Origin of the sequence: Streptomyces bottropensis ATCC 25435 (genome assembly GCF_000383595.1) — a bacterium.
GTDB classification, from domain to species: Bacteria; Actinomycetota; Actinomycetes; order Streptomycetales; family Streptomycetaceae; genus Streptomyces; species Streptomyces bottropensis.
Genome location: NZ_KB911581.1, coordinates 7548336 through 7567915, shown reverse-complemented (window position 1 = coordinate 7567915; position 19580 = coordinate 7548336). Strand labels below are relative to the sequence as shown.

Below are 19580 nucleotides of genomic sequence, written 5' to 3'. Positions count from 1 at the left end.
GAGTGGTCGCTCGCATTCTGGTGAAACGCGAGCGATCTCTCGTGTTTTCCAGTGTATGGCTCGGTGCTCATGTGGCACCCGGCCGCGCGCGGCACGGGTCGAGCGACGGATCAGACCGAAGGGGACACCGCACCATGACCGAAGTCAACCGGCCACCCCGGGTGGGGGGCTGGACCCGGTTCGTGACCGCCCGCCCCCGGCTCTCCCTGCTGGTCGCCCTGGTGCTCACCGCTCTCGCGGTGGTGGCGGGCAGCGGTGTCGCCGACCGTCTCGGCAGCGGCGGCTGGGAGGACCCGGCCGCCCAGTCCACGTACGCGACGAAGGCCCTGGAGCGCGAGTTCCCCGACTCCCAGCCGAACTTCCTGCTGCTCGTCGACGCGGGAAGGGCCTCGGTCGACGATCCGGCCGTCGCCGCCGAGGCGAAGCGGCTGACCGAGCGGCTCGCCGCCGAGAAGGGCGTCAGGGGCGTCGCCTCCTACTGGCAGACGAGCGCCCCCGCCCTGCGCGCGAAGGACGGCGGGGAGGCGCTGATAGCGGCCCGCCTCACCGGCGACGACACCGCGGTCAACAAGACCCTGGACCGCATCGCCCCGGAGTTCCGCGGCACGCACGGCCCCGTCGAGGTCAAGGTCGGCGGCATCCTCGCCGTGCGCCACGAGATGCAGACCACCATCCAGGAGGACCTGGTGCGGGCCGAGATGATCGCCCTGCCGGTGACGCTCGTCCTGCTGGTCATGGTCTTCGGCAGCGCGGTCGCCGCCCTGCTGCCGCTCGGCGTGGGCATCGTCGCGATCCTCGGCACCAACGCGATCCTGCGCGGCCTCACCGAGGTCACCGACGTCTCGGTCTTCGCCCTGAACCTCACCACGGCCATGGGCCTGGGCCTGGCGATCGACTACGCCCTGTTCATCGTGCGCCGCTTCCGCGAGGAACTGGCGGGCGGCGCCGACTCCCTGACGGCCGTCGCCACCACCCTGCGCACCGCCGGCCGCACCGTCCTGTTCTCCGCCCTCACGGTCGCCGTCTCCCTGGCCGCCATGATGGTCTTCCCGCAGTACTTCCTGAAGTCCTTCGCCTACGCGGGCATCGCGGTGGTCCTCCTGGCCGCGGCGGCCGCCCTGATCCTGCTCCCGGCGGCCCTGGTCCTCCTCGGCGACCGCGTCAACGCCCTGGACCTGCGCAAACTGTTCCGTCGCCGCAAGGACGCGGACACCGGTGGGGCCGACACCCCGACCGTGGAGGAGGGCGCGGCCTGGGGCCGTACGGCAGCCCTCGTCATGCGCCGGGCCCCCTACTTCGCCGTCGCCACGACCGCCGGCCTGCTCCTGCTCGGCCTGCCCTTCCTGGGCGTGAAGTTCGGCACGGCGGACGACCGCCAGCTCCCCTCGACCGCCGAGTCCCATGTCGTCCAGCAGCACCTTCGCGAAGGCTTCCCCGGCACTCCCGGAGGCGGTCTCGCGGTGCTGACGGAAGGAAGGGCGACGAAGACGGAGTACGCCACCTACCGCCAGCGGCTGGCCGACCTGCCCGACGTGCTCAGCGTGGAGGGCCCCCTGGTCCACGGCGACTGGGCCTACTTCACCGTGCAGCCCGAGGGCGACGCGGTCGACGAGGCCGCCCAGCGTCTGGTGCACGACATCCGGGCCATGGACACCCCCTTCGACACCTCGGTGACGGGCACGGCGGCGGTCCTCGTCGACACGAAGACGGCGATAGGCGACGGCATCCCCTGGGCCCTCGGCTTCATCGCGACGGTCACCCTGATCCTGGTCTTCCTTCTGACCGGCAGCGTGCTGATCCCCCTCCAGGCGGTCCTGCTGAACGCCCTCAGCCTCACCGCGATGTTCGGCGCGCTGGTCTGGGTCTTCCAGGACGGCCACCTCACCGGGCTCCTCGCCTTCACCAGCCCCGGCTCCATCGAGACGACCCTCCCGGTCCTGATGTTCTGCGTGGCCTTCGGCCTCTCCATGGACTACGGCGTCTTCCTGCTCTCCCGCATCAAGGAGGAGTACGACCACACCGGCGACCACATCGCCTCCGTCCGCTTCGGCCTGCAACGCACCGGGGGCCTCATCACCGCCGCCGCGGTCATCCTCGCCGTCGTCATGATCGCCATAGGCACCTCCCGGGTCACCAACACCAAGATGCTCGGCCTCGGCATAGCCCTCGCCGTCCTCATGGACGCCATGGTCATCCGCAGCCTCCTGGTCCCGGCGGTCATGCGCCTGACCGGCCGCGCGACCTGGTGGGCCCCGGCTCCCCTGCGAAGGTTCCACGAGCGGTTCGGAGTGAGCGAGGGCGCCCAGCCACCCAAGCCGGACCCCCACCCCGAACCGCAACGGCAACCGGTCACCACCCAATCCGCCCCCTGAGGGACCCCCTCAGGGACGCGGGGAACGGCGTGACAAGCCCCCACCGGCCCTGCGGCTGGGGGCCGGTGGGATGCGCAGGCCCCCCGCTTTTAGGGGCGCGGGGAACGGCGCGAGAAGCCCCCACCGGACCGTCAGCTTGGGGTCGAAGGGGCGCAGCCCCTGGGGGATGGGAAGGGTAGGGGCGGCGGGGGCGAGGAAACCCCACCCACCGACAATGCGATGCTGACCGGGGGCCGGCAAGATCACCGGCCGCGAAGCGAAAGGCGGGCGCACATGCGCGCAGTCGTGTTCGAGCGGTTCGGAGAGCCGGCCACGGTGCAGGACATCGCGGCCCCCACCCCGACCCCCCACGGCGTCGTCGTCCGCGTCGAGGCCACCGGCCTCTGCCGCAGCGACTGGCACGGCTGGCAGGGCCACGACCCCGACATCACCCTTCCGCACGTCCCCGGCCACGAACTGGCCGGCGTCGTGGAGGCGACCGGCGGCGCGGTGACCGCGTGGCGCCCCGGCGACCGCGTCACCGTCCCGTTCGTGTGCGCCTGCGGCACCTGCCCCGCCTGCGCGAGTGGGGATCAGCAGGTGTGCGAGCGCCAGACCCAGCCGGGGTTCACCCACTGGGGCTCGTTCGCCCAGTACGTCGCCCTGGACCACGCCGACGTGAACCTGGTGGCACTGCCGGACGAGCTGTCCTACGGCACGGCGGCCGCCCTCGGCTGCCGCTTCGCCACGGCGTTCCGCGCGGTGGTCGTGCAGGGCCGCGTCGCGCCGGGGGAGTGGGTCGCGGTCCACGGCTGCGGCGGCGTGGGCCTCTCCGCGGTGATGATCGCGGCGGCGTCCGGAGCCCGTGTGATCGCCGTCGACGTCTCTGCCCGAGCCCTGGACCTGGCCCGTGAGTTCGGCGCGGTGGAATGCGTGGACGCCTCGGCCGGCCCCGACACCGCCGCGGCCATCCGCGACCTGACCGGCGGCGGCGCCCACCTCTCCCTCGACGCGCTCGGCTCCCCGGCCACCTGCGCGGCCTCCGTCAACAGCCTCCGCCGCCGGGGCCGCCACATCCAGGTGGGCCTGCTCCCGTCCCCGGAGGGCACCACCCCCGTCCCCATGGCCCGGGCGATCGCCCTGGAGCTGGAGCTGCTGGGCAGCCACGGCATGGCGGCCCACGCCTATCCCGGGATGCTGGAGCTGGTCCGGGCGGGCGTCCTGCGCCCCGATCTCCTGGTGACCTCCACGATCTCCCTGGACGCGGCCCCCGCCGCCCTCGCGGCCATGGGCACGGCGCCGGGCGGCGGTGTGACGGTCATCGAGCCGTGGAGCTGACCCCATCGCCGTCGGGGGCGTCCCGGCGGCCGACGGGAAGCCCCCGACGGGCGGCCCACTCCGGGGCGAGGACCGACATCCGTACGGCGTCGATCCACTTCCCGTCCTGCCACAGGGTCTGCCGCTCGATCCCCTCGGCGACGAAGCCGGCCTTCTCGTAGGCGCGCCGGGCCCGGGGATTGTGGGTGAAGACGTACAGCGACACGCGGTGCAGTCCGACCTCCTCGAAGGCATGGCCGACCATCAGCCGGACGGCCTCCGTGCCGAGCCCCCGGTCCCGCCCGCCGGGACCGATCAGGATGCGGAAGCAGCAGCTGCGGTTGGCCTCGTCCCAGTCGTTGAGGACGACCTCACCCACCAGCTCGCCGCTCGCCCGGTCCACGACGGCGAGGTCGAGCCGATCGGCGTGGTCGTTGCGGCTGCCGTACCAGGAACGCAACCGGTCCGTCCCGAACTCCCCGGTGGGGCTGCCGGTGAGCCGCAGGACCTCCGGGTCGGCCAGGATCCGCGCCATCACGGGCGCGTCGTCCTCGGTGAACGGCCGCAGGACGGCTCGCTCACCGGTGAGTACGGGTTTGTGGGAAAAACTCATCCCCGAATCGTGGACGGCGAACGGATCCGGGGACAAGCGAGATCGGTCACGAGGACCGGGAGGGGCTGCGGGCAGCCGGAAGCGGTGGCCGGCGGGAGTCAGTCGCCCCTGCGCCCCCGGTTGCCCGGTCTGGAGGCGACCCAGGCGCGCACGGTGTCGGCGTACCAGTAGGGCTTGCCGTTCTCCATGTGGTCGGGCGGCGGCAGGAGCCCGTGTTTGCGGTACGAGCGGACGGTGTCGGGCTGCACACGGATGTGCGCCGCGATGTCCTTGTACGACCAGAGGCGTCGGTCGGTCATCAGAGGCACCTCCCCGCGCGCGCCACGGAGGCGGCCGGGAAGCCGTCGGGGGAGCCGGGCGCTGCGCTGGCGATCAATAGCCTGTGACCGGCCAACGACAGCGGGTGAGTGTCGGCAAGGGCCCGTGGGCCACGCGTGACGGAAGGCCCGCGTACACGTGACACTCGTGACGCAAAGGGGTCTTTTGTGACACGGGTGACGAAATTGAGCACCGCTCAGGTACGGCACTCCGTCCAGACGCGTCCGGCCGCAGCACCCCTCAGGGGCGCGGGGAACTGCGCGGCCGGCCACGAGCCACCCGCGGCCCGCCGACAACCCGCAGTTCCCCGGCGCCTCTCAGCGTCCGGCACCCGGCGCAGCGCTCACGCCCCGCAGGACCTCAGGAAGGCCCGGGTCCGCTGGGCGATCGGCAGCGGAGCGTCCGGCTCGCACGGGTACATGTCCTGCTCGACGATCGCGAACAGATCCACGTCCAGCTTCGCCGCGGCGGCCAGCACCGGCCCCAGCTCGGGCACGCCCTTCGGCGGCTCGCACATCACGCCCCGGGCGACGGCCGGCCCGAACGGGACCTCGTTCGCCCGCACGTCCGCCAGGATCTCGGGGTCGACCTGCTTGAGGTGCAGATAGCCGATGCGCTCGCCGTAGGTCTCGATCAGCTTGACGCTGTCGCCGCCGCAGTAGGCGTAGTGCCCGGTGTCCAGGCAGAGCGAGACCACCGAGGAGTCGGTGCCGTCCAGGAAGCGGACGACGTTCTCCTCGCTGTCGATGTGGGTGTCGGCGTGCGGGTGGACGACGATCTTCAGGCCGTACTTCTCCCGCACCTCCCGCCCGAGCCGCTCGGTGAGCTGGGTGAGGTGCCGCCACTGCTCGACGGTCAGCTCGCTGGGCTCCAGTACCTGGCCCGTCTTGTCGTCCCGCCAGAACGACGGGATGACGACCAGGTGCTCGGCGCCCATGGCCTGCGCGAGGACCGCGTTGTCGGCCACGTGCGCCCAGGTCTTCTCCCAGACGTCGGGGCCGTGGTGCAGACCGGTGAAGACCGTGCCGGCCGACACTTTCAGGCCGCGCTTGGCGGTCTCCTCGGCGAGGACCGCCGGGTCGGTCGGCAGATAGCCGTACGGCCCCAGCTCGATCCACTCGTAGCCGGAAGCGGCGACCTCGTCGAGGAAGCGCTGCCAGGGGACCTGCTGGGGGTCGTCGGGGAACCAGACGCCCCAGGAGTCGGGCGCCGAGCCGACTCGGATGCGCGAAAGTGAGGACTGAGGTGACAACGACGTCATGGGAGTCAGCTTCAGCCTCGAAGCTGAGGGTGTCAATAGGTAGTCCGAATGTCTGGACAAAGTATTGACAGGGTCGCTCCGACAGAGCTAGACCTTGACGGACCCGGCGGACGGACCCGGCGCGTGAAGGGAACTCGATGGCGTACGACCTGATCACCATGGGGCGGATCGGTGTGGACCTCTACCCCTTGCAGACGGGGGTCCCGCTGCCGCAGGTGACGTCCTTCGGCAAGTTCCTCGGCGGATCGGCGACGAACGTCGCGGTGGCCGCGTCCCGCCTCGGCCGCTCCACCGCCGTCATCACCCGCACCGGCGAGGACCCCTTCGGCGAGTACCTCCACCAGGCACTGCGCGACTTCGGCGTGGACGACCGCTGGGTCACCCCGGTTCCCGGCCTCGCGACCCCGATCACCTTCTGCGAGGTGTTCCCGCCGGACGACTTCCCCCTCTACTTCTACCGCCGACCGAAGGCACCCGACCTGGAGATCGACGCCCACGAGCTGGACCTCGACGCCATCGCCGGGACCAGGATCTTCTGGGTGACCGGCACCGGCCTGAGCGAGGAGCCCAGTCGTACGGCGACGCTCGCGGCACTCGCCCACCGGGCCAGGGCCGGCACGACGGTCTTCGACCTCGACTGGCGCCCCATGTTCTGGAACGACCCGGCCGAGGCCCGCCCGTTCTACGAGGAGGCCCTGCGGCACACCACCGTCGCGGTCGGCAACCTCGACGAGGTCGAGGTCGCCACCGGAGTCCGCGAACCGCACGCCGCCGCCGGCGCGCTGCTCGACGCCGGGGTCGAACTCGCGGTCGTCAAGCAGGGCCCCAAGGGCGTCCTCGCGGTCAACAGCAAGGGCGAGTCGGCCGAGGTCCCCCCGCTGCCCGTGAACGTCCTCAACGGCCTCGGCGCCGGTGACGCCTTCGGCGGCTCCCTCTGCCACGGCCTGCTCGAAGGCTGGGGCCTGGAGAAGATCATGCGGCACGCCAACGCGGCCGGGGCCATCGTCGCCTCCCGCCTGGAGTGCTCGTCCGCCATGCCCACGGTGGACGAGATCGAGGCGGCGGTCGCGGCGGGAGCGGTCCTGTGACTCCCGCACGCCCCGTGAGTCCCCTCGGCCCGGTCGACGTCTCCGCCCTCGTCCGCACCCGTGTCCACCACCCCGAGGCCGTCGCCGAGGCCGCCGCCCGGCGCGTCCGGCGGCCCCTGATCGGGGACAGCGGCCGGCTGATGATCGTCGCCGCCGACCACCCGGCCCGAGGCGCGCTCTCCGTCGGTGACCGCAAACTCGCCATGGCCAACCGCGTCGACCTCCTCGAACGACTGTGCCTGGCACTGTCCCGCCCCGGCGTCGACGGTGTCCTCGCGACCGCCGACATCCTCGACGACCTGCTCCTCCTCGGCGCCCTCGACGGCAAGGTCGTCATGGGCTCGATGAACCGGGGCGGCCTGGCGGGCGCCAGCTTCGAACTGGACGACCGCTTCACCGGCCACCGCCCCGAGGACATGGAGCGCCTCGGCTTCGACGCCGGCAAGCTCCTGCTGCGCGTCGACTACGACGACCCCGGCTCCCTCACCACCCTGGAGTCCACCGCCCGTGCCGTGGACGCCATGGCCGAGCGGCGGCTGCCCGTGTTCGTCGAGCCGTTCATCAGCCGCCGCGACCCCGTCACCGGCAAGGTCAGGAACGACCTGAGCGCCGACGCCGTCACCAAGTCGATCGCGATAGCGGCCGGGCTCGGCGGCACGTCGGCGTACACCTGGCTGAAGGTGCCCGTCACCGACAACCCCGACGACATGGCCCGCGTGATGGAGACCTCCACGCTGCCCGCCGTCCTCCTCGGCGGCGATGTCGGCGAGGACCAGGACGGCGCGTACGAGAAGTGGCGGGGCGCGCTGCAACTGCCCACCGTGCAGGGCCTGGTGGTCGGCCGCTCGCTGCTCTACCCGGCGGACGACGACGTGAGCGCCGCCGTGGACACCGCCGTAGGACTGTTGTGAGGGCCGCATGACACACAAGACCGAGCTGTACGTACCCAAGGGCGCGACCGCGAACGCCCGGTACGCCGTCGACATCGACCCGGAGCGGGCCGGCTGGACCCACAGCAGCCTGCGCGTCGTGGAGTTGGAACCGGGCGGCTCGCACACGTTCACGACCGGGGACAGTGAGTGGATCGTGCTGTCCCTGGGCGGCGGTTGTACGGTGCGGGTGTCGGAGGAACCGGGCAATTCAGACGACGGCGGCAGCACCGAGTTCGAAATCCTGGGCAGGGAGAGCGTGTTCGCCGGAGTCTCCGACTTCGTCTACGCGCCCCGCGACGCCCGGGTACAGATCGCCTCCGGCGCGGGAGGCCGCTTCGCTTTGGCAGGAGCGAAGTGCGAGCGACGACTCCCCGCTCGTCACGGCCCCGCGTCGGAGGTCCCCGTGGAGGACCGGGGCAGCGGCACCTGCGCCCGCCAGGTACGCAACTTCGCCTCCGCGGACGCATTCGAGTGCGACAAGCTGATCGCCGTCGAGGTCGTCACCCCCGGCGGCAACTGGTCCTCCTACCCGCCGCACAAGCACGACGAGAACCGGCCGGGGGAGGAGACCGAGCTGGAGGAGATCTACTACTTCGAGATCGACGGTCCCCACGGCTTCGGCTACCAGCGCGTGTCCCCCTCCCGCGAGGGCGGCTCCGAGGTGCTCGCCGAGGTCCGTTCCGGTGACGCGGTGCTCGTGCCCGACGGCTGGCACGGCCCGTCCGTCGCGCAGCCCGGCCACAGCATGTACTACCTGAACGTGATGGCGGGTCCCGGCTCCGAGCGGAAGTGGCAGATCTGCTTCCACCCCGACCACGTCGAAAGCACAGGGGGCTACCGATGAGCCCGACCACGACCACCACGCGGCTGACGGTCGCCCAGGCGCTCGTCCGCTTCCTGTCCGCCCAGTACACCGAGCGCGACGGCGAGCGGCGGCGGCTGATCGGCGCCACCTGGGGCATCTTCGGCCACGGCAACGTCGCGGGCCTCGGCCAGGCGCTCGTCGAATACGCCGACGACATGCCCTACCTCCAGGGACGCAACGAGCAGTCGATGGTCCACGCGGCCGTCGGCTACGCCCGGCAGTCCAACCGCCTGTCCACGCACGCCGTGACGACGTCCATCGGCCCCGGCGCCACCAACCTGGTCACCGGCGCCGCCCTCGCCACCATCAACCACCTCCCGGTGCTGCTGCTGCCCGGCGACACCTTCGCCACGCGGCCGGCCGACCCGGTCCTCCAGCAGCTGGAAGTCCCCTACGCGGGCGACATCAGCGTCAACGACACCCTGCGTCCGGTGTCGAGGTACTTCGACCGGATCACCCGCCCCGAGGCCCTGATCCCGGCCGCGCTGCAGGCGATGCGCGTCCTCACCGATCCGGTGGAGACGGGGGCCGTCACCCTCGCCCTGCCGCAGGACGTGCAGGCCGAGGCGTACGACTGGCCGGAGGAGTTCTTCGCCGAGCGGACCTGGAACGTGCGCCGCCCGGCCGCCGACGTCGCCGAACTGGCCGCCGCGATCGACGCGATCCGCGCGGCCCGTCGCCCCCTGATCGTCGCCGGCGGCGGCGTCCACCACGCCCGCGCCGAGGAGACCCTCGCCGAACTGGCCGCCGCCACCGGCATCCCCGTGGCGTCCACCCAGGCCGGCAAGGGCTCCCTCCGCTTCGACCACCCGCAGGACGTGGGCGGCATCGGCCACACCGGCACCGCGACGGCCGACGAACTCGCCCGCACCGCCGACCTGGTGATCGGCGTCGGCACCCGCTACACGGACTTCACCACGGCCTCGAACACCCTCTTCGCCGCCGACGACGTCCGCTTCCTCAACCTCAACATCGCGCCGTACGACGGTCACAAGCTCTCCGGACTGCCGCTGATCGCGGACGCCCGGTCCGGCCTGGAGGCGCTCGCCGAGGCCCTGGAGCTGCACGGGCACCGGGTCGCGGACGGCTACGTCGCCGAGTACGCACAGGACAAGCAGCGCTGGGAGCACCGCGTCGACGCCTGCTACGAGGCCGACGAGCCGGACACCCGGCCCACCCAGGCCCAGGTGCTCGGCCTCCTCGACGAGATCGTCGACGAGGACGACATCCTCATCAACGCGGCCGGCTCCCTCCCCGGTGACCTGCACAAACTGTGGCGGACCCGGTCCCGGGACCAGTACCACCTGGAGTACGGCTACTCCTGCATGGGCTACGAGATACCGGCCGCGATCGGCGTCCGGCTGGCCGCTCCCGGGCGCCCGGTGTGGGCGCTGGTCGGCGACGGCACGTATCTGATGATGCCGACCGAGATCGTCACGGCCGTGCAGGAGAACGTCCCGATCAAGGTGCTGCTCGTGCAGAACCACGGGTACGCCTCCATCGGCGGGCTCTCCGAGTCGGTCGGCGGTGAGCGGTTCGGTACCGCCTACCGGCACCGCAACTCTGACGACGGCACGTTCACGGGCGCCCCGCTGCCCGTGGATCTCGCCGCCAACGCGGCCAGTCTCGGCATGCGCGTCCTGCGCGCCAGGACGGTCCGTGACCTGCGCGCCGCCCTCGCCGAGGCGCGGGCGGCCGACACTCCCACTTGTGTCTACGTGGAGACCCAAACGGCAGACACTGTGTCGGGCCCGCCTCCCGCGCAGGCCTGGTGGGATGTACCTGTGGCCGAGACCGCGACCCGCGCGTCGGCGGTCAAGGCACGCGAGGAGTACGACCGGCACGTCTCAACCCGACGCCGCCACCTGTGAGAAGGAGTTTCTCGGCATGACGAAGATCGTCAACCACTGGATCGGCGGCAAGACCGTCGAAGGCGCGTCGGGTACGTTCGGGCCGGTCACGGACCCGGCGACCGGCGCGGTCACCACCCAGGTCGCCTTCGCGACCGTCGACGAGGTCGACGCGGCGGTACGCACCGCCAAGGAGGCCTTCGTGACCTGGGGCCAGTCCTCGCTGGCCCAGCGCACCTCGATCCTGTTCAAGTTCCGCGCCCTGCTGGACGCCAACCGTGACGCGATCGCGGAGCTGATCACCGCCGAGCACGGCAAGGTGCACTCGGACGCGCTCGGCGAGGTCGCGCGCGGCCTGGAGATCGTCGAGCTGGCCTGCGGCATCAACGTGCAGCTGAAGGGCGAGCTGTCCACGCAGGTCGCCAGCCGCGTCGACGTCTCCTCCATCCGCCAGCCGCTGGGCGTCGTCGCGGGCATCACGCCGTTCAACTTCCCGGCGATGGTCCCGATGTGGATGTTCCCGATGGCGATCGCGACCGGCAACACGTTCGTGCTGAAGCCGAGCGAGAAGGACCCCTCGGCCTCCGTCAAGATCGCCGAACTCCTCTCGGAGGCGGGCCTCCCCGACGGCGTCTTCAACGTCGTCCACGGTGACAAGGTGGCCGTCGACCGCCTGCTGGAGCACCCGGACGTCAAGGCGATCTCCTTCGTCGGCTCGACCCCGATCGCCCGCTACATCCACACCACGGCCTCCGCCAACCACAAGCGCGTCCAGGCCCTCGGCGGCGCCAAGAACCACATGCTGGTCCTCCCGGACGCCGACCTGGACGCGGCGGCCGACGCGGCGGTCTCGGCGGCCTACGGCTCGGCGGGCGAGCGCTGCATGGCGATCTCAGCGGTCGTGGCCGTGGGCGCGATCGGCGACGAACTGGTGGACAAGATCCGCGAGCGCGCCGAGAAGATCAAGATCGGCCCCGGCAACGACCCGACGTCCGAGATGGGCCCGCTGATCACGGCGGTCCACCGCGACAAGGTGGCCTCGTACGTCGAGGGCGCGGCGGCCGAGGGCTGCGAGGTCGTCCTCGACGGCACCGGCTTCACGGTCGACGGCTTCGAGGACGGCCACTGGATCGGCATCTCGCTCCTCGACAAGGTCCCCACCTCGGCGAAGGCGTACCAGGACGAGATCTTCGGCCCGGTGCTGACCGTGCTGCGCGTCGACACCTACGACGAGGGCATCGCCCTCATCAACGCCTCCCCGTTCGGCAACGGCACCGCGATCTTCACCCGCGACGGCGGCGCCGCCCGCCGCTTCCAGCTGGAGGTCGAGGCCGGCATGGTCGGCGTCAACGTCCCGATCCCGGTCCCCGTCGGCTACCACAGCTTCGGCGGCTGGAAGGACTCCCTCTTCGGCGACCACCACATCTACGGCAACGACGGCACCCACTTCTACACCCGCGGCAAGGTCGTCACCACCCGCTGGCCCGACCCGGCCGACGGCCCGTCGGCCGTGGACCTGGGCTTCCCGCGCAACCACTGAGCACCCCCTACGTATGCCCGCTGACCTGATGCTTTCCGGTCAGCGGGCATCGTCAGTCCGCACAGGGCCCGCATGATCTTGAGCGGGGACACTGAACGCACCGTCGATCGCCCGCCTCGTCTTGTCCTCCGAGTCGGGGAACAAGTGCGAGTAGGGGGTCAGCGTCTGCGCCGCATTCGTATGCCCGAGACGCTCCGAGACGACATTGACGCTCTCGCACGCCTCGATCAGGCAGACCGCCCGCGATGCGGATGTGAGCCCGGTTGTGCGGGCCATGGTGGCCGCGATGACAGTCGGGGACACGTCGCCGCCTCCCGCGCCCGCCGGGCCCGTACAGGCCCGCCAGGAGCCGCAGCAGCTCGGCACAGCGTCGGACGTAGCAGAGGTCGACCCGCCCGTCCCTTGAAGCCTGGGGTGCTGGGACGGGCGGGAGTCTCTCGGCTACTTGCCGACCTGCCACTCCACCGGCTCATCCAGATCCGCCGGCGAGTACAACACCCGCTCAGCCCGCCCGAATCCCTTCGGCACCTCGAAGAAGACGTTGCCGCGCACGCAATCTCCGCCCTTGACCTTCGCATCCATCGGATACACCGGCGGCGGCAACTCGTTCCCGGTCATGTGGAAGGGCTCCAGCCGTGACCCGTCCTCGTAGGCCAACGACCACGTGAACGGGGCCACCGTGATCGGCTGCTCACCTTCGTTGCATACCTTCACCCCGACGAGGGCCAGCTTTTGCCCGTCCTGAAACAGTCCCGTTGGGCTGGTGATGCCCTTGTCCTTGTGTGCGAGCACGGCGGCGGAGAATTTGTTGCCGCCTGCGGCGATGTCGACCTTGTCGCCGAGCTTCAGCGTCTCCTGGCTGGGTGAGGGTGACGGGCTCGTCTTCGTGCTGCTGGCTGACGGTGCGTTGGCTGCCTTGACGACAGTGGGTGTGGGGTCGTCGGCGTCGCTGGAGTTCGAGACGACGATGCCGGCGGTGACGATGCCTGCGATCAGCACGGCCGCTGTACTGATGATGACCGTGTTCGTGTGGCTGCGCTTCGCCGACGGAGGCGTGGCAGGGGCAGACGTGGTTGGCGGCTCGGTGTTGCTCATGGTCCCCCCAGGACGCGTGTGATGGAGAGTCGCATCATCGTGGGACGCGCACCGTTGTGGAGCGGATACGTCCGTGTTGTGACCTTGCGAGGGATGTAAGCGCAGGCGAGACGGCCACCGCCAGGGGTCCGCGCCAATATCGGCCCCTTACTCGTCGAGGGGCTCGGCCAGGTGCGCCTGCGCGATCGCGTCGATACGCCGGGCGAGGTCGAAGTCCGCCTCGGTCAGCTTGTGCCCGACGTCGTGCGTGGTGATTCCGAACCGGACCTTGCCCCACCGCAGGTCGACGTCGGCGTGGTGGCTGATCAGCCGCTCGACGTCCGCGACGTGCACGATCATCGCCACGCCGCCGTGATACCGGATCCCGTACGAGCGGGTGATCTCATCCCCCACGCGCCGCCAGCCCGGCACGCTTTCCAGCGCGACCGTGATCTCGTCCTCGGTCAGCGGCACCGGTCGGTCTGCCACGTCAGCTCCCTGCGGTCACGGGCGCCAGAACCTCGGCAAGGTCCCGGCCGACCGGGGCATCCTGCCACGGCCGCATCGCCCGCTGAAGGGTGACCAGCTCCCGCGCCATCCGGGCCGACCGGGTCTCGACGGCGATGTCCGCCACCGTACGGGCGATCTCCAGCGCCTGGTCCGGCTCGCCCGCGCCGGCCGCTGCGGTGGCATGCCGGGCGAGGTACACGCCGCGGTCACGGCGCGCCGTCTCGGGGACGACGTCGAGGATCTGGCCCCATAGGGAGACGGCCTGGACGCCGAGGCCGAGCCTGCCGTAACAGGTTGCCCGCTGCACTTCGAGGTAGCCAGGCGTACGCCTGCACGCGTTGCCCCACGGAAGGTCGTCGTCGACCTGGCCGAGGAGTCCGTCCGCCTCGTCGATCAGCCGGTCCACGGCGTCCCGGTCGTGGGTGAGGCTGGCTCCGTGGGCCTGCTGCTGCATGGCCATGATCCGGACCTTCGGCACCAGGCAGTGCGAGTCCTCCAGCGCGGCCTCACAGAGGTCGATGACCGCGTGCCCGTCACCGAGGTCAGTGCGTACCTGGGCCTGGTTGACGAGGGAGTAGCCGATCAGGTGCGGGTCCCTCGACCGCATCGCGATCTCCTGGGTGACGCCCCGCCAGAAAGCGGCACCGTCCATGTCGCCGGCGTCCTGGTACAGCCAGCCGACCAGCGCGGCGTACGCGGCGCCGACCCGGAGGAGGCCGCGGCGGGTCTCGCCCTTCGCGGAGCGCACGAGCTTGTCGATGAGCTGGTACTGCGCGGAGACGGTGCCGATCAAGTCGTGCGGGCCGAGGAACATGTCCGCCCGGTAGTGGCCCTCCAGCTGGGTTTGAAAGTAGTCGATCAGGGCGGGGTCGACGTGCTGCGGGGCGACCGGCCCGGCGACGAGAGCTGACGCGGTGACCGAGGCGAATGCGCGGCGCGTCACCTGCTCCTCTTGGTGGTGTTCGGGTCGGATCCATCCGGGCGGGGTGGTGAATCCGAGGTCTTCGGGCCAGCGGCCTAGCGAGTCGTGGATGACGATGGCGGTCTCCTCCGGGGGCCAGCCGGGGCGGTCGCCTTCCCACCGTCGCCACGTGCGCGGGGACACCGTGAAGTGGGGGTCGTCGAGGAGCCGTTGCCCGTGCTCGGTGAGCCGGACGGCGGCTTGCTCGATGGTCCGCCAGCCCGTCCGTAGCCGTGCGGCCCTCAGCGCGTCGTTGCGGCCCACCTGTCCAGTCTGGGGTGTCATCGCGCCGTCTCCCGGCCATGGCCGCCACGTGGCCACGGATGGCCACGGCACGACCTATTTGCGTCTGTGTGTGCCAGCCCATCATCCAACTGTGATGACGGCACGTACACGGAACGCTACAGTCCGCCCCGGATTGGGCGGCTCTTGGAGGTTGGCGGATGATCCAGCAGACGACTGCGGAAGAGCCTGTCACCCTGCCGGACCCGACGCGTCCGCCCCGGCCGGCGCCTGGCTGCGGTGTGTGTGCGGCCCTCGACAAGCAGCGCGCCCAGGCGGAGAAGAACAAGGACACTCGCCGCGCGACGATGTTCGAGGTTGAGATGCGCCGTCACCCCAAGCACTTTCCGGAGCCGGCGTGAACCAGGCCGAGGAGCCTCGCACGATCGCTTGGTGCAGTTGGCACAAGGAGCTGTCCGACACCGCGCGCCTGGTGCAGGCCGGTGAGGCGGGGAAGCTGTTCGCATGCGACCGCTGCCGCATCGCGTACGACCTCGTCCCGTACGCCGACCAGCCGCTGTGAGCACCGTGGAGAAGGCCCCGGAGTGCGAGCACGACATGCACGCCCTGTGCCCCGGCCCGAAAGTCGTACGTCGCGAGGGCGCGCCGGCATGGGAGGCGCCGATCCTGACGCTCCGGTGCGGCTGCGTATGCCACCGCAAGAGCCCCCGGTCCGGCGCACCCCGGCCTTGACGGCCAAACCGGCCCCGCGCCGGTGAGAGCGACGGACCGCCACCGCGGCGGTCCGTCTCCCCAGCGCAGGCGGCAGGACGGCCCCGCGACGGTACGCCCGCCGTCCGGGGGCCGAGCTGCTGCCAGCGGCTCAGCCAATGGCTGCTCGCGGGCGGCGGGGGCGGGAATCAGCTCGGAACCGACCCGACTTATCAGGTTGCTGTCAGGCCCGCCCCCGCCCCCGCATACCGCACCCGCTGTATACCGAATTCCCCCCGTACGACCGTGGGATACCCCACCCCTCCCCCCTGAGGGGGCCGTGACCTACCACCACGCCCCCGTACCGTTGACGCATGGATCTTCGACTGACCGGCCCGCGCCTGCGCGGAGTGCTTCGGCGGAGGCCGCGTCGCACCCTCGCCGCCGCGGCCGCCGTCGTCGTGCTCGCCGGCGCCGGTACCTGGACGGCCACCGCCTCCGACGAGGCGGCGCCGGTGAAGCGCTCCGACCGGGCCATGGACACGGCCGAGGGCGTACGCATCGACACCTCGTACTTCACCTCCGGCGGTGACGGCCGCCGCCCGGCCGTCCTGCTCGGACACGGCTTCGGCGGCAGCAAGAACGACGTCCGCAAGCAGGCCGAGGCCCTCGCCCGCGACGGCTACGCGGTGCTGACCTGGTCCGCCCGCGGCTTCGGTGACTCGACCGGCAAGATCGGGCTGAACGACCCCGAGGGCGAGGTCGCCGACGTCTCGAAGCTGATCGACTGGCTCGCGACGCGCCCCGAGGTCGAGCTCGACAAGAAGGGCGACCCGCGCCTCGGCGTCGCCGGCGCCTCGTACGGCGGGGCGATCTCACTGCTGGCCGCCGGGTACGACGACCGGGTCGACGCCATCGCGCCCGCGATCACGTACTGGAACCTGTCGGACGCCCTGTTCCCGAACGGCGTCTTCAAGAAGCTGTGGGCCGGTCTGTTCGTCAACACCGGCGGCGGCTGCGAGAAGTTCGAGAAACAGCTCTGCGAGATGTACCAGCGGGTCGCCGAGTCCGGGCAGCCGGACGCGCAGGCCGTGAAGCTCCTGGCGGAGCGCAGCCCCGAGGCCGTCGGCGACCGCATCAAGGTGCCCACCCTGCTGATGCAGGGCCAGACGGACTCCCTCTTCCCGCTCGGCCAGGCCGACGCCGCCGCCCGGGCGATCAAGGCCAACGGCGCGCCCGTGGAGGTCGACTGGATCTCCGGCGGCCACGACGGCGGCGACATGGAGACGAGCCGGGTCCAGGCCCGGACACAGGCCTGGTTCGACCGCTATCTGAAGGGCGACAAGAGCGCGGACACCGGCTCCGCGTTCCGCGTCACCCGCACCCTCGGATCCGGCTCCGGCGACGGCGAGCCCCGCCTCGCCGGTACGACCGACGACGCCTACCCGGGCCTGGAGAGCGACCCCACGAAGATCGCCCTCGCCGGCCGCGAGCAGAGCTTCGAGAACCCCGCAGGCGCCAACCCGCCCGCCATCTCCGCCCTCCCCGGCCTCGGCGCCGGCGGCGGCCTGGCCCAGCTGTCCTCGCTCGGCGTCGGCATCTCCCTCGACTTCCCCGGCCAGTTCGCCGCGTTCCAGTCCCGGCCCGTCACGGACGACCTGCAGATCACCGGCTCGCCCACGGCCACGGTCCATGTGAAGTCGACCAGCGAGGACGCCGTCCTCTTCGCCAAGGTGTACGACGTCGGCCCCGACGGCAGGTCCCAGGTCCTCCCCTCCCAGCTCGTCGAGCCGGTCCGGGTGCAGGGCGCGAAGGCCGGCCAGGACGTGAAGCTCACCCTCCCGGCCGTCGACCACGAACTCGACGACGGCCACAGCCTCCGTCTGGTCCTCGCCTCCACCGACCTCGGCTACGCCTCCCCGACGACCCCGGCGACGTACACCGTCTCCCTCAGGGGCGGTCTGGAGGTGCCCACGCCCCTCGCCGGGGCCGACCGCACGGACGTCCTGCCCGCCTGGGTCTGGTACCTGCCGATCGCCGGCGCCGTGATCGCGGCCGTCCTGCTCGTCACCGGACGCCGCCGGATCGTCACCCCGGCCCCCGACCCGTCGCTCGCCGAGGTCCCGCTGCAGATCACCGACCTGAGCAAGAAGTACAGGAACGGCGACCGCTACAGCGTCCGCGACCTGTCCCTGCGCGTCGAGAAGGGCCAGGTCCTCGGCCTGCTCGGACCGAACGGAGCGGGCAAGACGACGACCCTGCGCATGCTGATGGGCCTGATCCAGCCGGACGGCGGCCAGATCCGCGTCTTCGGCCACGCGATCGTGCCGGGCGCCCCGGTCCTCTCCCGCGTCGGCGCGTTCGTGGAGGGCGCGGGCTTCCTCCCGCACCTCTCCGGCCGCGAGAACCTGGAGCTGTACTGGGCCGCCACCGGCCGCCCGGCCGAGGACTCCCACCTCGACGAGGCCCTGGAGATCGCCGGCCTCGGCGACGCCCTGGCCCGCGCGGTGCGCACCTACTCCCAGGGCATGCGCCAGCGCCTGGCCATCGCCCAGGCCATGCTCGGCCTGCCCGACCTGCTGATCCTCGACGAGCCGACGAACGGACTCGACCCGCCGCAGATCCGTGAGATGCGCGAGGTCATGATCCGGTACGCGGCCGCCGGCCGCACGGTCATCGTCTCCAGCCACCTGTTGGCGGAGGTCGAGCAGACCTGCACGCATCTGGTCGTCATGGACCACGGGCAGCTCGTCCAGGCCGGCCCCGTGAGCGAGATCGTCGGCTCCGGCGACACGCTGCTGGTCGGCACCTCCGAGCCGGTGGACGAGCCGCTCGTCGAGAAGATCGCCGCGCTGCCGGGCGTCGAATCGGCCGTACCCGCCGACGGCGGTCTGGTGGTCCGCCTCGACGCCGGCGGCAGCGCCCGGCGTCTGGTCGCCGAACTCGTCCGGCTGGACGTACCCGTGGAGTCGGTCGGCCCGCACCGCCGCCTCGAAGACGCCTTCCTCACCCTGATCGGAGAGTCCGCATGAGCACGCTGGCCGAGCGTGCCGAGCACGCAGAACCCGGGCCCGCCCGGCCCGTCGAGGTCGCCGACGGCTACCGCGCCGGCCGCACCCTGCCCCTCGGGGTCGAGCTGGTCCGCCAGCTGAAGCGCCGCCGCACGCTGGTCATGGGCGGCATCCTGTTCGCCCTGCCGCTCGTGCTGCTGATCGCCTTCCAGGTCGGCGGCTCGCCCGGCGAGGGCAACAACCGGGTCAACCTGATGGACACGGCCACCGCGTCCGGCGCGAACTTCGCCGCGGTGAACCTGTTCGCCGCCGCGGGCTTCCTGCTCGTCATCCCCGTCGCGCTGTTCTGCGGCGACACGGTCGCCTCGGAGGCCAGCTGGTCCTCCCTGCGCTACCTTCTCGCCGCGCCCGTGCCGCGCGCCCGCCTGCTGTGGTCCAAGCTCGTCGTCGGCCTCACCCTCAGCCTCGCGGCGCTGGTGCTGCTGCCGGTCGTCGCCCTCGCGGTCGGCACCGCGGCCTACGGCTGGGGCCCGCTGGAGCTGCCCACCGGTGGTGAACTCGCCGCGGGCACCGCCGCCCAGGCCCTGCTGATCACGGTCGGGTACATCTTCGTGTCCCAACTGGTCACCGCAGCACTGGCGTTCTGGCTCTCCACCCGGACGGACGCCCCGCTCGGCGCGGTCGGCGGTGCCGTCGGCCTCACCATCGTCGGCAACGTGCTCGACTCGGTGACCGCCCTCGGCGACTGGCGCGACTTCCTGCCCGCGCACTGGCAGTACGCCTGGCTGGACGTCGTCCGCCCGCAGCCCGAGTACACCGACATGATCCAGGGCGTCTCCGTCTCCGTAACGTACGCGCTGGTGCTGTTCGCCCTGGCCTTCCGCGGTTTCGGCCGCAAGGACGTCGTCTCCTAGGTCACCGGAGGATCACCCACCGGTCTCGGTGGGCGCCCGCCG

Annotated in this window: 17 protein-coding genes; 11 read left to right on the top strand and 6 right to left on the bottom strand. The window is 71.5% G+C overall.

Translation table 11 applies throughout. The features are described 5' to 3' along the window. Positions 1 to 134 precede the first annotated feature (134 nt). Together STRBO_RS0133510 and STRBO_RS0133505 are read left to right on the top strand one after the other, a co-directional pair. Positions 135 to 2372, top strand: coding sequence for an MMPL family transporter (locus tag STRBO_RS0133510; RefSeq protein ID WP_005479579.1), 2238 nt, complete (start codon positions 135 to 137; stop codon positions 2370 to 2372). 273 nt (positions 2373 to 2645) lie between these two features. Further along, a complete protein-coding gene (locus STRBO_RS0133505) occupies positions 2646 to 3689 on the top strand; it encodes a zinc-dependent alcohol dehydrogenase family protein (RefSeq protein ID WP_020115486.1) in 1044 nt (347 codons plus the stop codon). Here the strand turns inward: STRBO_RS0133505 and STRBO_RS0133500 are convergent. The 3 genes from STRBO_RS0133500 to STRBO_RS0133490 form a co-directional block, all read right to left on the bottom strand. Then, the gene (locus STRBO_RS0133500) at positions 3670 to 4281 is read right to left on the bottom strand and encodes a GNAT family N-acetyltransferase (RefSeq protein WP_020115485.1); all 612 of its coding nucleotides are present in this window, start codon (positions 4279 to 4281) and stop codon (positions 3670 to 3672) included. The two genes, STRBO_RS0133505 and STRBO_RS0133500, sit on opposite strands and share 20 nt — an antisense overlap. A 98-nt stretch (positions 4282 to 4379) precedes the next feature. Continuing rightward, on the bottom strand, positions 4380 to 4580 hold the full coding sequence (locus STRBO_RS0133495) for a helix-turn-helix transcriptional regulator (protein WP_005479573.1): 201 nt from the start codon (positions 4578 to 4580) through the stop codon (positions 4380 to 4382). Positions 4581 to 4942: 362 nt separating this feature from the next. After that, the gene (locus STRBO_RS0133490) at positions 4943 to 5860 is read right to left on the bottom strand and encodes a sugar phosphate isomerase/epimerase family protein (RefSeq protein WP_020115484.1); all 918 of its coding nucleotides are present in this window, start codon (positions 5858 to 5860) and stop codon (positions 4943 to 4945) included. Positions 5861 to 5997: 137 nt separating this feature from the next. On the opposite strand from STRBO_RS0133490, the gene iolC reads away from it, so the two are divergent. The 5 genes from iolC to mmsA are packed head-to-tail and all read left to right on the top strand — an operon-like array spanning position 5998 to position 12135. Further along, positions 5998 to 6948, top strand: a complete 951-nt coding sequence (gene iolC / locus STRBO_RS0133485) for a 5-dehydro-2-deoxygluconokinase (RefSeq protein WP_005479571.1) — start codon at positions 5998 to 6000, stop codon at positions 6946 to 6948. A gap of 14 nt (positions 6949 to 6962) precedes the next feature. Then, the gene (locus STRBO_RS0133480) at positions 6963 to 7859 is read left to right on the top strand and encodes a Cgl0159 family (beta/alpha)8-fold protein (RefSeq protein ID WP_005479570.1); all 897 of its coding nucleotides are present in this window, start codon (positions 6963 to 6965) and stop codon (positions 7857 to 7859) included. 7 nt (positions 7860 to 7866) lie between these two features. Beyond that, entirely contained in the window at positions 7867 to 8724 is an 858-nt protein-coding gene (iolB, locus tag STRBO_RS0133475; RefSeq protein ID WP_005479568.1) for a 5-deoxy-glucuronate isomerase, read from the top strand. Beyond that, positions 8721 to 10616 (top strand): 3D-(3,5/4)-trihydroxycyclohexane-1,2-dione acylhydrolase (decyclizing), encoded by a 1896-nt coding sequence (iolD, locus tag STRBO_RS0133470; protein WP_005479563.1) that lies wholly within the window; start codon positions 8721 to 8723, stop codon positions 10614 to 10616. The genes iolB and iolD overlap by 4 nt, the downstream gene beginning before the upstream one ends. A gap of 16 nt (positions 10617 to 10632) precedes the next feature. After that, positions 10633 to 12135, top strand: a complete 1503-nt coding sequence (mmsA, locus tag STRBO_RS0133465) for a CoA-acylating methylmalonate-semialdehyde dehydrogenase (RefSeq protein WP_005479562.1) — start codon at positions 10633 to 10635, stop codon at positions 12133 to 12135. A gap of 441 nt (positions 12136 to 12576) precedes the next feature. Here mmsA and STRBO_RS0133455 read toward each other — a convergent pair whose 3' ends face one another. From STRBO_RS0133455 to STRBO_RS0133445, 3 genes are all read right to left on the bottom strand, one after another. Beyond that, positions 12577 to 13230, bottom strand: coding sequence for a DUF4352 domain-containing protein (locus STRBO_RS0133455; RefSeq protein ID WP_005479560.1), 654 nt, complete (start codon positions 13228 to 13230; stop codon positions 12577 to 12579). A 147-nt stretch (positions 13231 to 13377) separates the two neighbouring features. Further along, positions 13378 to 13698 (bottom strand): 4a-hydroxytetrahydrobiopterin dehydratase, encoded by a 321-nt coding sequence (locus STRBO_RS0133450; RefSeq protein WP_028796988.1) that lies wholly within the window; start codon positions 13696 to 13698, stop codon positions 13378 to 13380. A 1-nt stretch (position 13699) separates the two neighbouring features. Next, positions 13700 to 14965: an NsdA family TPR-like regulatory protein gene (locus STRBO_RS0133445; RefSeq protein WP_106438201.1), complete on the bottom strand. Its 1266-nt coding sequence runs from the start codon at positions 14963 to 14965 to the stop codon at positions 13700 to 13702. A 158-nt stretch (positions 14966 to 15123) separates the two neighbouring features. Between STRBO_RS0133445 and STRBO_RS0133440 the strand changes: the two genes are divergently transcribed. The 4 genes from STRBO_RS0133440 (at position 15124) to STRBO_RS0133425 (ending at position 19538) form a co-directional block, all read left to right on the top strand. Beyond that, entirely contained in the window at positions 15124 to 15324 is a 201-nt protein-coding gene (locus STRBO_RS0133440) for a hypothetical protein (RefSeq protein WP_005479555.1), read from the top strand. Beyond that, positions 15321 to 15485, top strand: coding sequence for a hypothetical protein (locus STRBO_RS43995; RefSeq protein ID WP_005479553.1), 165 nt, complete (start codon positions 15321 to 15323; stop codon positions 15483 to 15485). Before STRBO_RS0133440 ends, STRBO_RS43995 begins: the two co-directional genes overlap by 4 nt. 502 nt (positions 15486 to 15987) lie before the next feature. Continuing rightward, the gene (locus STRBO_RS0133430; protein WP_005479549.1) at positions 15988 to 18645 is read left to right on the top strand and encodes an alpha/beta fold hydrolase; all 2658 of its coding nucleotides are present in this window, start codon (positions 15988 to 15990) and stop codon (positions 18643 to 18645) included. Continuing rightward, entirely contained in the window at positions 18642 to 19538 is an 897-nt protein-coding gene (locus tag STRBO_RS0133425; protein ID WP_005479548.1) for an ABC transporter permease, read from the top strand. Before STRBO_RS0133430 ends, STRBO_RS0133425 begins: the two co-directional genes overlap by 4 nt. Positions 19539 to 19580 lie beyond the last annotated feature (42 nt).

Bases quoted from the DNA above. Each gene is read 5' to 3' on its own strand.
- STRBO_RS0133455 (WP_005479560.1), bottom strand. From the start codon at position 13,230: ATGAGCAACACCGAGCCGCCAACCACGTCTGCCCCTGCCACGCCTCCG.
- mmsA (WP_005479562.1), top strand. From the start codon at position 10,633: ATGACGAAGATCGTCAACCACTGGATCGGCGGCAAGACCGTCGAAGGC.
- STRBO_RS0133500 (WP_020115485.1), bottom strand. From the start codon at position 4,281: ATGAGTTTTTCCCACAAACCCGTACTCACCGGTGAGCGAGCCGTCCTG.
- STRBO_RS0133490 (WP_020115484.1), bottom strand. From the start codon at position 5,860: ATGACGTCGTTGTCACCTCAGTCCTCACTTTCGCGCATCCGAGTCGGC.
- STRBO_RS0133425 (WP_005479548.1), top strand. From the start codon at position 18,642: ATGAGCACGCTGGCCGAGCGTGCCGAGCACGCAGAACCCGGGCCCGCC.
- iolD (WP_005479563.1), top strand. From the start codon at position 8,721: ATGAGCCCGACCACGACCACCACGCGGCTGACGGTCGCCCAGGCGCTC.
- iolC (WP_005479571.1), top strand. From the start codon at position 5,998: ATGGCGTACGACCTGATCACCATGGGGCGGATCGGTGTGGACCTCTAC.
- STRBO_RS0133510 (WP_005479579.1), top strand. From the start codon at position 135: ATGACCGAAGTCAACCGGCCACCCCGGGTGGGGGGCTGGACCCGGTTC.
- STRBO_RS0133430 (WP_005479549.1), top strand. From the start codon at position 15,988: ATGGATCTTCGACTGACCGGCCCGCGCCTGCGCGGAGTGCTTCGGCGG.
- STRBO_RS0133505 (WP_020115486.1), top strand. From the start codon at position 2,646: ATGCGCGCAGTCGTGTTCGAGCGGTTCGGAGAGCCGGCCACGGTGCAG.
- iolB (WP_005479568.1), top strand. From the start codon at position 7,867: ATGACACACAAGACCGAGCTGTACGTACCCAAGGGCGCGACCGCGAAC.
- STRBO_RS0133440 (WP_005479555.1), top strand. From the start codon at position 15,124: ATGATCCAGCAGACGACTGCGGAAGAGCCTGTCACCCTGCCGGACCCG.
- STRBO_RS0133495 (WP_005479573.1), bottom strand. From the start codon at position 4,580: ATGACCGACCGACGCCTCTGGTCGTACAAGGACATCGCGGCGCACATC.
- STRBO_RS0133445 (WP_106438201.1), bottom strand. From the start codon at position 14,965: ATGACACCCCAGACTGGACAGGTGGGCCGCAACGACGCGCTGAGGGCC.